This is a genomic window from Ruegeria sp. C6, assembly GCF_056537625.1.
On sequence record NZ_JBQFRW010000003.1, the window covers coordinates 204035 to 217041 of the forward strand.

Sequence of the window (13007 nt, forward strand, 5' to 3'; positions counted from 1 at the left end):
AAGATTTTTCGACGAAAAATCTCCGCACTTCCGACGGTGCAATTTCAAAAATGTAAAGGATTACTCGCCACGCGGATAACGCTGGCTATCCTCGACATCGTTCAGGTCCATATGATTGCGCATGTACCGTTCAGACGCTTTCTGAAGAGGCTGGTAATCCCAAGGATAATAGCCACCCTGCCGTAATGCCTCGTAAACCACCCAGCGCCGGGCTTGGCTGGCCCTCACATCGGCATCAAAGCGATCCAAATCCCATCGCGCCTCGGATTTAGCACGCAGTGTTTGCAAGGTGCCTGCATGTTCGGGCAGGCCAGCGAGATTTTCCATCTCATGCGGATCAGCCTCGAGATCGAACAGTTGATCGGGGTCCAATGTACAGCGATTGTATTTCCACTTGCCATAACGCAAAGAGACTAAAGGAGCGTATGAGGCCTCGGCGGCATATTCCATTGCAACCGGCGCGGTTCGGTCTGTGCCCTTTGCCAAAGGCACAAGATCCTCACCATCCGTCCAAGGTGAGATTTCAGCCATATCGACGCCCGCCAACGTACCAAGCGTCGGTGTCACGTCGATCGTCGAAACTGGTGTATCGATGCGACCAACTGGAAGATCGGGGGCCGAAATCATGAGCGGCACGCGGGAAGAGCCTTCGAAGAAAGTCATCTTGAACCACAACCCGCGCTCACCCAGCATGTCGCCGTGGTCGGACACGAACAGTATGATCGCCTCTTGCCGCGTCGTTTCCAGAACCTCCAGTATCTCACCGATCTTGTCATCCAGATATGAGATATTGGCGAAATAGGCGCGACGGGATTTGCGAATATCCTCGGTCGTTATGTCGAAGCTGCGCCAGTCATTGGCATCGAAAATACGTTTGGAATGCGGGTCCTGATTGTCATATCCCAGATCCGCGATCTGTGGCTCAAGATGCTCACAATCTTCATACAGATCCCAGTACTTGCGTCGCGCCACGTAAGGATCGTGTGGGTGCGTGAAGCTGACGGTCACACACCAGGGGCGATCATCCTTGCCGCGTGCAAGGTCATATAGCTTGGCCTTGGCGTTATAAGCGACCTCGTCATCATATTCCATCTGGTTGGAAATCTCGGCAATGCCTGCCCCAGTGACCGAGCCCATATTGTGATACCACCAGTCGATGCGCTCACCGGGTTTACGATAATCCGGCGTCCAACCGAAATCTGCCGGGTAGATATCAGTAGTCAGACGATCTTCGAACCCGTGCAACTGGTCTGGGCCAACAAAGTGCATCTTGCCGGACAAGCAGGTGTAATATCCTGCACGACGAAGGTGGTGGGCATAGGTCGGGATATCGCTGCTGAACTCGGCGGCGTTGTCATAGACGCCAGTGCGCGATGGCAGTTGACCCGACATAAAGCTCGCACGTCCCGGAGCACAGAGCGGCGAGGCAGTGTAGGCATTTGCGAAACGCGTTGATCTTGCCGCCAGCTTCTTCAGGTTCGGCGCATGCAACCATTCTGCAGGACCGTCGGGGAAGAGGGTCCCGTTGAGCTGATCCACCATCAGGATCAGAATATTCGGCTTTGTCATTTTTCGGCCTCTAGGAAAACTCTCAGTACCCGCAGCGCATGGGTGACTGCCCGCTGCGGCTCTTGTGGGGAATTCAGTGCAGAGTGGATGTACAAACCATCGATCAGCGCGATCATACCTTCGGCAGCCTCGCTCGGGTCACTCATATGTGGGCGCAACGCATGGATCAGGTTCGAGCGGATGCGTGCCTGATAGATTTGCCAGAGCCTCAGCGCATCATCGTTGGTTTGCGCCAAAACATAAAAAGTCATCCAAGCTGCGATAACATCCGGTGTGAAACATGATGGCGCGAAACAGGCGCGAATGATGGCCTGTGCGCGCTCTTCCGGATCTGCCGTGCTGAGTTGTGCGCGCGCTTCAGATCCAAAATCCGTCAGGATACGCCGCATCGCGGCTAGGAATATCTGTTCTTTGCCCCCAAAGTAATGATGCGCCAATGCACTGGACATACCTGCGCGTTTGGCGATCTGGCTAACGGTGACATCAAGGGATTTTTGCGCGCCAAGCTCGGCGATCGTCGCCTTGACGATCGCGTCCCGCCGGATCGGCTCCATTCCGAGTTTTGGCATCTTCGCCTCTTCGCCATACCTGAGTGCAAGGAAGGCTAAGCGGTTTTTATTGACTCGTCAATCAATAACGGTTCTTGGTTTCGCCGGTGGGGTCTCAGAACCTTGCGGCGGTGTGCCGCCACGGCTCAGCACGGCTTCACGCCAGGTGATGAAGCTGACGGCAGCCAGGATCAGAGTGCCTCCTGCAATTACCCAGATGTCGATGCGTTCATGGAAGGCCAAAGCGCCGAGCAAAGTGGCCCAGATCAGCTGCAGGAACGTCACCGGCTGGGTCACGGCCACCGGGGCAGCCTGCAATGCAAGCGTCATGAAATAGTGCCCCGCAGTCGCAAAGCTGGCGACGATGAAAAGTATACCAAGATCGCGCAGGCTGGGCGGCTCCCAAACCGCAACGGCGAAAGGGATAAGCGCGATGGTGACCCATATCGAAAGATGGGCAACAACGGCTGAGGGACGGATATCACGGACCATGACTTTGGCAAGCAGATAGGAACCACCAAGCGCTAGTGCAGCCCCCAGCATCGCTATGTGACCGGGCAATATCTCGCGAAAGCCCGGGCGCAGGATGATCACTACTCCAATCACAGCAACACCAATCGCGGCGATACGACGAAAAGCTAGCTTTTCACCCAAGAACAGTGCCGCACCCACCGTGACGTAGATAGGTGTCATGTAATTCATCGCGGTCACCTCGGCGAGGGGGATGCGCGTCATCGCAAAAAACCAAAGTATGACGGCGATGGCGTGGACCATTCCGCGTAGTCCAAACAGCGTTAGATTGCGCGGGGTCAATGGAGTTCCGAGGATCGCCCGGATTGCGGGCAAAAGAAACACCAGACCCAGGACATAGCGCAAGAATGCCGCTTGAATGGGGTTCATGCTGGTTCCCAGCACCTTCACCAGCGCATTCATGCCCACAAAGGACAGCCCGGCCGCAAGCATCCAAAACATGCCAACAAGCGGGCGGTGCTGATCATTAGGTGAGGTCATACAAACGGTTGAACACCGAATTCTGATCCGGGACAACCCTTCACATGATAACAAGTTTCAACGCGATCATAAGCATCACGATTCCGATGATAAAATCAAGAATCTGCCATGCGCGCGGGCGTGCAAAAATCGGTGAAAGCACTCTGGCACCGTAGCCGAGCGAAAAGAAGAAAACGAAACTCGAAGTCATCGCCCCTATCGCAAACCCCATGCGATCTGAATATTGGGCCGATATCGACCCGATCAATACGACCGTATCCAGATATACATGGGGGTTGAGCCAAGTGAAGGCCAGCACGGTCAGCATGGCCGCACGCAGGCTGGTGCGCTGCCCTGTTGCGGTATCCATCACCGCCCCACCTTGCCAGGCAGACCAAAAACTTCGTAGGGCGTACCAAATCAGAAACACTGCCCCACCATAGCGCATCACCGTTTCAAACCACGGCGCGGCCTGAGCCAGGGTGCCGAACCCTGCAACACCCGCCCCGATCAGTATCGCGTCAGACACTGCGCAGGTCAGGCACAGTGCAAAGACGTGCTCGCGCCGCAGGCCTTGGCGCAGAACAAAGGCGTTCTGAGCGCCTATCGCCAATATAAGGCTAAAACTCAGGGCAAACCCGGCAATCATTGATGGGAACATGCAGCCTCCTGTCGATGCTCGTTGACTACATGGCCGGTGTGAATCTATCAAATTAATGATGATTACCCAGATTAAGTAACTCTAATGCTCCTCGATCCTCATCAGCTATCAGCATTGGCGGCGATTTTGCGACACGGCAGCTTTGAGGCCGCAGCCGCAGAGCTATCCGTCACCCCGTCGGCTATTTCGCAGAGGATCAAGGCGTTGGAGGATCGTGTTGGTGCGGCTCTCATTCATCGCGGCACCCCATGCATCGGCACTCCGGCGGGTCTGCGGATCGCCCGTCATGCCGAAGATATCGGCCTGTTGGAGGCAAAGCTGGCGCGAGAGCTGACTTTGGATCAGCGTGAAGGTCCGGTGCGGGTTCGCGTCGCGCTACCGGCTGACAGTCTGGCCACATGGTTTATCGACGCGATGGCGCGCGCCGAAGACATACTGTTCGACCTTGTAATTGACGATCAGGACCATTCGGCTGACTGGCTGCGGCGTGGCGACGTAAGTGCGGCGATAACGGTGGGTGGTCAAAACATTACCGGATGCGATGCCATTGCGTTGGGCACTTTGCGCTATTTGCCGACCGCGAGCCCCGGCTTCATGCAACGGTGGTTTTCTGATGGGGTTTCCGCCAAATCCCTGGCACAGGCCCCCTGCTTGACCTTTAACCGCAAGGATAATCTGCAGAAATCCTGGATATATGCCCAGACAGGCAGCCGTCTTTCGCCACCGTCTCACTTTCTGCCGTCCACAAACGCCTTTGTTGACGCGGCAATCGCCGGTTTAGGATGGGGTATGAACCCCGAAAGCCTTGTAAGAAGAGCGATCGCAAACGGGCAGATTTGTGAAGTAATCCCCGATGCGCCGCTCGATATCGAACTGACCTGGCAGATCGGGCGCGTCCTTGCCCCCGCCCTTGCACCCTTGACCCAAGCGGTACGCCGCGCGGCAACGCAGCAACTGATCGCACCGGCAGCACATTAGGCCTGCGACTCTGAAGCCTTTTGCGGTTTCGCGATGCGGTAACAGCTAAATGCCGCCCAGATGCTGGCCAGCACGATAAACACGATGGCAGCGGCAACCTCGTGCATATGTGCAACCGCAGCCAAAATTGCAGACAGTGCAACGGCAGCGAGTCTGCAGATGGATTTGATGGCTGCTGCGCCCTGAATACGTTGTTCCTTGGGCGCAACATCTAAAAAATACAGCTGGCGCGCACTGGAAATTCCAGTTGTCGCCACCGAGACGACAAACAGGGCAATCGCGTGCAAGTGAACTTCGTGATCGATACCGGCATAGTGGAACGCCAACAAAACGATCCCTGTCACTGCGACCAACAAGTTGCCCGCGACCATCACGGTACGGTGTGATTTCATGTTCACCAGTTGCCACAAGGGCGCCGAGACCAGATAGCCGGACGCGGATGAGATGATCATGGCCGTCAAACCCTTGGCCGAGTTGTGATGTGCCTCGGCAGCGATGAGCGCAAAAAACGGAACCGACAGCGACACGACAACCAAAGGAAGCCGCAGAGCCATATAGCGCCGGAACCATGGCTGTTCGAACATACTTACGATTCCGGAGATGATGTTCTGCAGCGATTGACGTCCTGCACCTTTAGGTTTTCCATTACCGGACTCATCGGGGGCGATCTCGGCCATGCCGAGAATGCATAATGCTGAAAACAAGAAAAACACGACCGAGGCCGCAATCACCGCGGAATGCCGCGAGAATGGCGGGTACTCTTTCGTGATCTCGTGTATCAGCAACACCAAGCCGATGGCACAAAGACCTCCCGCGCCCAATTGGAGATAACGGATAACCATCCGGGATTTCGATTTCAGATGATCGCCCAACAAGTCAGACAGCATCAGGGATTGGCTTTCTTCAATAAGCCCAATCATGAAAAAGGCGATCACAAAGGCAATGGCCGTCAATGAGACACTGCCGGTGGCCGCGATCAAAAGAGCCATCAGAAGGCAACCACCAATTCCGATCTCGGTCAGGGCAATCCCGCGTTTCTTCCGCGCCTGCGCAGCAATGGAGCGGGCGAAAAACACGTCCGAGATCATGCTGCCAACCATGCGGATCGACACCAATGCACCGGCAAGGAACATCGGTAACTCCAGCGAGACCGCAAGGAATGGCAATACGATAGACGGGCTGCCCAAAGTCCACGCCACCTGGGAAAGGATACTTTGGCTAGCCAGAACCGGGACATTTCGTCGGGCCGGATCAGTCGATTTACTCGCCATTTGCGATGCTCTGCATGATGTGCCTACGGTTGCCTTTCAGGTCCTTCAGCCTCAATGATCTGAGTTTAATCGCAAGAGGCTTCAGGACCAAGGCTTGTGTAAGACGCGCAACTGCAACAGAAAAACCCGGCCGCTAGGCCGGGTTTGGTTCATCTGGCGTTTGTCCGATACATCAGAGCTGCGCCATAACCTCGTCGGTCGCTTCGAAGTTAGTGGTCACGCGCTGAACGTCGTCGTCGTCTTCCAATGCATCCACCAATTTCATCAGCTTTTGCATGTCTTCCAGACCCAACTCGGTCGTCGTTGTCGGCTTCCAGACCAGCTTGGTGGATTCGGATTCGCCCAGCGCCTCTTCCAGCGCGTTTGACACATCGTTCAGATCCGTATCTGCGCACCAGATGATGTGACCGTCATCCGAGCTTTCGACATCCTCTGCCCCGGCCTCGATCGCGGCTTCGAAAATCGTATCCGCATCGCCTGCGTCTGCCTGATACACAACTTCGCCCTTGCGGTCGAACATGAACCCGACCGAGCCGGTTTCACCCAAGTTTCCACCATTCTTCGAAAAGGTCGAACGAACAGTCGAGGCGGTACGGTTCCGATTATCGGTCATCGTTTCAACAATCACGGCCACACCGTTGGGACCATAGCCCTCATACCGGATTTCTTCGTATTCATCGCCCTCGCCTGCTACGGACTTCTTGATCGCACGGTCGATCACGTCCTTGGGCACCGAATTCGACTTGGCCTCTTTCACCGCCAGACGCAGGCGCGGGTTCTTGTCGGGATCGGGGTCGCCCATCTTGGCGGCGACCGTGATCTCTTTCGACAGCTTGGAAAACAGTTTGGACCGCGCGGCGTCCTGACGTCCCTTGCGGTGTTGGATATTGGCCCATTTGGAGTGGCCTGCCATGGTGCGTCCTCGTCATCGTGATTGCGTGTTTGGCGCTCATATAGACGTTTGCGGGGCAAAGGATCAAGAGAGCGGCTTGCCCTGTCTTCGCCCGTGACTATGGTGGCGGTATGACGACAGATCAGATCATTCTTTTTTCCCTTTTCATCGCCGTTTTCGGAATGCTGCTCTGGGGGCGTTTCCGCTATGACCTTGTAGCATTTACCGCCTTGATGATCGCGGTCACGCTGGGTGTGGTGCCCGTTGACAATGCCTTTGCCGGGTTCGGGCACCCGGCCACGATCATCGTGGCGTTGGTGCTGGTGGTTTCTGCCGGTCTGGTGCGCTCGGGTGCAGTGTTCATGATCACGCGCACGCTGGTCGATGCATCGCGCGGATTGGGCGCGCATATCGCGCTAATGGGCGGCATCGGGGCGATCCTGTCAGCCTTCATGAACAACGTCGCGGCGCTGGCGCTGCTGATGCCGGTCGATATCCAGACCGCGCGCAAAGCGGGGCGCCCGGTCGGCCTTAGCCTGATGCCGCTCAGCTTTGCGACGATCCTGGGAGGGATGGCCACGCTGATCGGTACGCCGCCAAATATCATCATCGCCTCGATCAGGGCTGAAACGCTGGGCGAACCGTTTCATATGTTCGATTTCGCACCGGTGGGCGGGTTGGCTGCAATTGCAGGGCTGGCGTTCGTCGCGCTGATCGGCTGGCGCCTCATCCCCAATCGCGGCGCGCAGGAAGAAACCTCGGAAGTTTTGGCCGAATACATCGCCGAACTGACGATCCCGCCTGAATCGCCCCATATCGGGAAACGGGTCAGTGAGCTCTATGAGGCCGCCGAGAAATCTGACGTCGCTATCATCGGCCTGATCCGGGACGGAAAGCGACGCTATGGTCGATCAACCCACGCAACCCTGCATGAAGGCGATGCGCTTGTTCTGGAAGCTCGCCCCGAAGCGCTGGATGAGTTCCGCGCCGCGCTCAATCTGGATTTCTCGGACGCCCGTCGGCAGGAGGTTTTGACTGCCGAAGGCGAAGGGCTGGAAGTGGTTGAAGTCGTTGTCCCCGAAAGCGCGCGCATCACTGGGCGAACTGCACAGGCGTTAGGACTGGCCTGGCGACAGAGTACAGTCCTGATGGGCATTTCACGCCAAGGGCGCCGGATCACCAGCCAGGTTCGCAAAACCGAGGTCGAGCCCGGCGACATCTTATTGCTGCTGTGCCCGCGCGACCGAGCACCCGATGTCACTGAGTGGCTCGGCTGCCTGCCCTTGGCCGAGCGCGGCTTGAATGTAACCGCGAATGAGAAAGCCTGGCTTGCCATCGGCCTATTTGCGGCTGCCGTGTTGGCGGCCAGTATCGGGCTGATCTATCTGCCGATCGCACTGGGGTTCGTGGTCGTAGCCTATGTTCTGACTAAGATCATGCCGATTGCGGATATCTACAACCACATCGAATGGCCGGTGGTTGTATTGCTGGGGTCAATGATCCCACTGGGCAGCGCGCTTGAAACCTCGGGCGGAACCGAGTTGATCGCCAACGCCTTGATTCAGCTGACCAACGGCCTGCCCGCCTGGGCAATCCTGACCGTACTGATGGTCGTGACGATGACCCTGTCCGATGTGTTGAACAACACAGCCACCGCCATTGTCGCGGCCCCTGTTGGCATTCAGATGGCGCGCACGCTTGAGGTGTCGCCCGATCCATTTCTGATGACGGTGGCCGTTGCGGCGTCTGCCGCGTTTTTGACACCCATCGGACACAAGAACAATACTCTGGTGCTTGGTCCCGGAGGATACCGCTTTGGCGATTACTGGCGCATGGGGTTGCCGCTGGAAATCCTGATCATCGCGGTCTCGATCCCCGCGATCCTTGTGTTCTGGCCGCTTTGATGGCTAAAGGCTGCCTATGAAACGCTTTCTGATCCTGCAACTGCGCCCGGAAACCGATGCATCGGATGCCGAATATGCCTCGATACTGGACAAAACCGGGCTGAGCCCTGCGCAAACTCATCGCATCCGGCTGGATTGCGAAGACCTGCCCGAAGGGCTGGATGTCGTCGATTACGCTGGTGTCATCGTGGGTGGGGGTCCCGGCTGCGTCAGTGACGATCCGACCACCAAATCCGCGCTGGATGCAAAGATCGAAGGCGCGATCATGAGACTGATGCCCCAGATCACTGCGAAAGATCACCCGTTCATGGGCTGCTGCTATGGCTTGGGTATTCTCGCCGTACATTTGGGCGGAGATGTCAGCAAACGGCAATTTGGCGAACCGGTCGGACCGTCCGACTGCCGTCTGACAGAAGATGGCGCTCAAGACCCCTTGACCGCAGGCCTAAAGCCGAAATTCGAAGCGTTTGTGGGACATAAGGAAGCCGTACAGCTACTGCCGGATGGCTGCGTTCATCTGGTAGCGTCTGACCCCTGCCCGTTTCAGATGATCCGCTGGGGGCAGAATGTCTATGCCACCCAATTCCACCCCGAAGCGGACGCCAAAGATTTTGAACAGCGGATCAACATCTACAAGGACCACGGCTATTTTCCGCCGGAGGATGCGCAAAGCTTGATCGATATGTGCCATGCCGCAGACGTTACGGAGCCGGGTGAAATCCTGCGCCGGTTTGCTCAACGCTACGGGTGACCCAACGGCGTTGTTGCCTGATCTACGACCCCTCGCATAGGCTGGCCCGAATGACTTTGGGAGGAGTTGTTCTTGGACCTGCTTATCAACGTTGGCCTGCCCATTTCGCTGGCCATTATCATGTTGTCACTGGGGATCGGGCTAGAAGCCGCCGATTTCCGCCGGGTTTTGGCGCGGGGGTACCCCTTCGCCATTGGCGCCATCAGTCAAGTTGTGCTGATACCATTGGCTGCCTTCGCGACGGTCACTCTGTTCGGACTGCCCGCTGAAATCGCCGTGGGTGTCATGCTTTTAAGCTTTTGCCCCGGTGGGGTCACCAGCAACATCCTAGCAAAGTTTGCCAAGGGTGATGTGGCGCTGTCGGTCAGCCTGACAGCGGTGATCAGCCTGCTGTCCATCGTGACCGTCCCCATTCTGGCCGCATGGTCCATAGATCATTTCATGGGCGAGGCCGCACCCAAAGTTTCGATCAGCGCATTAGCCACCGCGCTGTTCCTGATCACGACCCTACCAGTCGCCATTGGTGTCGCCATACGTCACTTTGCAAGGGGGTTCGCCATTCGGGTCGACGGCCCGCTTTCGACGCTCGCATCGATACTGTTCGTGCTGATCGTCGCGGCGGCACTGGCCGGAAACTGGCAGTTCTTCATCCAAAACCTCAGCTCGATTGGGGCAGCTCTGATCGCGTTGAACGTTGCGCTGTTGCTGATCGGTCTGGGGCTGGCACGCATCGCCAATCTGACATGGAGTGAGGCGAAAACGATCTCGGTCGAGACTGGCATTCAGAATTCGGCGATGGGAATTACGCTGGCAGCTTTGATCACCGGCACCACGACCGGCTTCAGCCCACTTGCCGTTCCTGCCGCCGTTTATGGTATCACGATGTATGTGGTCGTAACCCCCTTCATCCTTTGGTTCCGCAGCCGCTGACAGGACATTCGATGACCAATAACACCGCAGATGCGATCGTGATCGGAGGCGGCCTTGCGGGCCTCTCGGCGGCGGCCGAATTGGGCGACCGGGGCAAGCGGGTGATCGTGCTGGATCAGGAGCCCGAGCATTTTCTGGGTGGACAGGCGTTTTGGAGCCTCGGCGGCCTGTTCATGGTCGACACCCTCGAGCAGCGCCGCATGGGCATCCGCGACAGCCACGATCTGGCGCTGCGCGACTGGATGGGCAGCGCGCAGTTTGACCGCGACGAAGACAACTGGCCCCGCAAATGGGCTGAAGCCTATGTCGAGTTCGCCGCAGGTGAAATGCGTCCCTGGCTGCATGACATGGGGCTGCGCTGGTTTCCCGTCGTGGGCTGGGCCGAACGCGGAGGGTCTTATGCGGACGGCCATGGCAACTCGGTCCCGCGCTTTCACATCACTTGGGGAACCGGCCCAGGTGTACTTGAGCATTTTATTCGCCGCGTCCGCGCGCATGTCGACGTCGGGTTGATCCAATTGAAGTTCCGCCACCAAGTCAGCCACATCATTATGCAAAATGGTTCTGCCAAAGGCGTATCAGGGGAAGTTCTGGCCGATGACGGCATTCAAAGAGGCGGCAAGACCAACCGGGACGAAGTAGGCGAATTCGAAGTCTATGCCCCTTCGGTTATTGTCACCTCTGGTGGGATCGGTGGGAATTTCGAGATGGTGAGACAGAACTGGCCCCGCGACCGGCTGGGTGAACCGCCCAAAGATATGGTGGCTGGCGTTCCGTTTCATGTCGATGGCCGCATGATCCCGATCAGCGAGAAAGCTGGCGGACATGTCATCAACGGCGACAGAATGTGGCATTACACTGAAGGTGTGCGCAATTGGGATCCGATCTGGCCCGCGCACGGTATACGTATTCTACCCGGCCCAAGTTCGATGTGGTTCGATGCGCGCGGCAATCGCCTGCAACCCCCTTGCCTACCGGGGTTCGATACGCTGGGAACGCTGAAAGAGATCCTGAAAACCGGATATGAATACAGCTGGTTCGTTCTGACCCAGAAGATCATCAAAAAGGAATTTGCACTATCGGGGTCCGAGCAGAACCCGGATTTCACTTCGGGCAGCTGGAAAGAGGTGATCCGTCAGCGCATCCTGTCTGGCACCAAGGCGACTGGCCCGGTCGAGGCGTTCAAGGAAAAGGGCGAGGATTTCGTCGTCGCCAACACGCTGACTGAATTGGTCAGCGGCATGAACCAATTAGGCGGAGGTCTGATAGACGAGACGCATTTGCGCACCCAGATCGAGGCACGGGATTCTCAGGTCGACAATCCGTTTTCCAAAGACGCCCAGATGATGGCCATCCTTGCCGCACGCAATTATCGGGGCGACAAGCTGATCCGGACGGCCAAACCGCACAAGTTCCTCGATCCATCAAACGGCCCGCTAATCGCGGTCAAGCTGCACGTACTGACCCGCAAGACACTGGGTGGGCTGCAGACCAATCTGGACAGTCAGATGATCGGCGCCAATGGACAAATCGTCCCCGGCTTGTTTGCAGCCGGAGAGGTCGCGGGCTTTGGCGGTGGCGGCTATCACGGGTACAACGCGCTAGAGGGCACGTTTCTGGGCGGTTGCATCTTCTCGGGTCGCAACGCAGGAAGGTCCCGCGCAGTGGCCTGATTACTGGGTGCGCACGAATTTCAGTATCGGCTCACCTGCAGCATCGAGCAAAACCATGCTGTCGCCCGCAACGGCATAGTTCGTCACGTTTTGCAGGGCAGCAAAGAACTGATCCTCGACCTCGTCCAGTTCTGGCGGGCACGCCATTAAAGTCGCGGCCATATTGTCTGGAAACTCAAGGCTGTTGCCGGTGATCTCGGCTTGCCCAGAAAACCGGTTGCAACCGCCCGTGCCACCGAACGCACCACCTTGAGCGAAGGAAAGCTGGGGCGGCCGTTTTGTGTCGAGCACGGTTCCACCGATACCGATGGCTGTCCACTCAGTCCCTTCCAGGGGCGCGGGGCTCTGAGCACCGGCCTGCACCAGCACAAGATCAGCCGAATTGCCTTCGCCGTTGGTCAGCACGGGATGGACCGTATCCGTCGTAAACAACAGCTCACCCCCGCGATAGATCGAACCGCGTACGGCATAGGTCATCCCCTCGCGGATCAGCGCGTCATCAAAAGTCAGTTCAAATTCCGAGGGCACTCCGTTCAACGCATAGCGTTGCGCCGCCAGCGTGACCGCTGCCGCATCGGCCCGAGAGATATCCTGCAATTCGACAAATAGCGTCGCATCCGGTGGCAGGGCGATCCGTTCACGGTAGGTTGCCGTGCCAGTGACTGTTCCTGCCGAGCTTTGGCTGCCCAGCAAAGCCAATACGATTGCTCCGGCCACAATGGCCTGCCCGAGTTTTGGAAAAGGCATGATCCCATCCTTTCACATTCATCTTAGGCAAAAAGATTGTGACGATATCGACATTTACAAGGCCCGAAACACCAAGTCGGCGAATCCGTGCCA

Annotated in this window: 12 protein-coding genes; 5 read left to right on the forward strand and 7 right to left on the reverse strand. The window is 57.2% G+C overall.

Annotated elements, in window-relative coordinates; all coding sequences use genetic code 11:
• Nucleotides 1-60: 60 nt before the first annotated feature.
• Genes betC through ACR0MJ_RS12550 form a run of 4 tightly spaced genes read right to left on the reverse strand, consistent with a single transcriptional unit; the run spans nucleotide 61 to nucleotide 3768 of the window.
• Nucleotides 61-1569, reverse strand: coding sequence for a choline-sulfatase (gene betC, locus ACR0MJ_RS12535; RefSeq protein WP_170594688.1), 1509 nt, complete (start codon nucleotides 1567-1569; stop codon nucleotides 61-63).
• Entirely contained in the window at nucleotides 1566-2138 is a 573-nt protein-coding gene (gene betI / locus ACR0MJ_RS12540; protein WP_170392164.1) for a choline-binding transcriptional repressor BetI, read from the reverse strand. Before betI ends, betC begins: the two co-directional genes overlap by 4 nt.
• A gap of 57 nt (nucleotides 2139-2195) precedes the next feature.
• Nucleotides 2196-3128 carry a DMT family transporter gene (locus ACR0MJ_RS12545; protein ID WP_480761203.1) on the reverse strand — a complete coding sequence of 311 codons (933 nt, stop codon included), beginning with the start codon at nucleotides 3126-3128 and terminating at the stop codon, nucleotides 2196-2198.
• Between the two features lie 40 nt (nucleotides 3129-3168).
• On the reverse strand, nucleotides 3169-3768 hold the full coding sequence (locus tag ACR0MJ_RS12550; protein ID WP_170512381.1) for a LysE/ArgO family amino acid transporter: 600 nt from the start codon (nucleotides 3766-3768) through the stop codon (nucleotides 3169-3171).
• An 84-nt stretch (nucleotides 3769-3852) separates the two neighbouring features.
• Here ACR0MJ_RS12550 and ACR0MJ_RS12555 point away from each other — a divergent pair, with 84 nt between their 5' ends.
• Entirely contained in the window at nucleotides 3853-4746 is an 894-nt protein-coding gene (locus ACR0MJ_RS12555; protein ID WP_170392170.1) for a LysR family transcriptional regulator ArgP, read from the forward strand.
• Here ACR0MJ_RS12555 and ACR0MJ_RS12560 read toward each other — a convergent pair.
• On the reverse strand, nucleotides 4743-6017 hold the full coding sequence (locus tag ACR0MJ_RS12560) for an MFS transporter (RefSeq protein ID WP_170420736.1): 1275 nt from the start codon (nucleotides 6015-6017) through the stop codon (nucleotides 4743-4745). The genes ACR0MJ_RS12555 and ACR0MJ_RS12560 overlap by 4 nt on opposite strands.
• Before the next feature lie 172 nt (nucleotides 6018-6189).
• Nucleotides 6190-6930, reverse strand: a complete 741-nt coding sequence (locus tag ACR0MJ_RS12565; protein WP_170392173.1) for a YebC/PmpR family DNA-binding transcriptional regulator — start codon at nucleotides 6928-6930, stop codon at nucleotides 6190-6192.
• A 110-nt stretch (nucleotides 6931-7040) separates the two neighbouring features.
• Between ACR0MJ_RS12565 and ACR0MJ_RS12570 the strand changes: the two genes are divergently transcribed.
• From ACR0MJ_RS12570 to ACR0MJ_RS12585, 4 genes are all read left to right on the forward strand, one after another.
• Nucleotides 7041-8813: an SLC13 family permease gene (locus ACR0MJ_RS12570; RefSeq protein WP_170401548.1), complete on the forward strand. Its 1773-nt coding sequence runs from the start codon at nucleotides 7041-7043 to the stop codon at nucleotides 8811-8813.
• Between the two features lie 16 nt (nucleotides 8814-8829).
• Nucleotides 8830-9564 (forward strand): glutamine amidotransferase, encoded by a 735-nt coding sequence (locus ACR0MJ_RS12575; RefSeq protein ID WP_170594678.1) that lies wholly within the window; start codon nucleotides 8830-8832, stop codon nucleotides 9562-9564.
• A 72-nt stretch (nucleotides 9565-9636) separates the two neighbouring features.
• On the forward strand, nucleotides 9637-10494 hold the full coding sequence (locus ACR0MJ_RS12580; RefSeq protein WP_170512356.1) for a bile acid:sodium symporter family protein: 858 nt from the start codon (nucleotides 9637-9639) through the stop codon (nucleotides 10492-10494).
• 11 nt (nucleotides 10495-10505) lie between these two features.
• Nucleotides 10506-12167: an FAD-binding dehydrogenase gene (locus tag ACR0MJ_RS12585; RefSeq protein ID WP_480761205.1), complete on the forward strand. Its 1662-nt coding sequence runs from the start codon at nucleotides 10506-10508 to the stop codon at nucleotides 12165-12167.
• On the opposite strand, the gene ACR0MJ_RS12590 is transcribed toward ACR0MJ_RS12585, so the two are convergent.
• Nucleotides 12168-12914: a YbaY family lipoprotein gene (locus ACR0MJ_RS12590; protein ID WP_480761207.1), complete on the reverse strand. Its 747-nt coding sequence runs from the start codon at nucleotides 12912-12914 to the stop codon at nucleotides 12168-12170. It lies immediately after the preceding gene.
• Nucleotides 12915-13007: the final 93 nt, after the last annotated feature.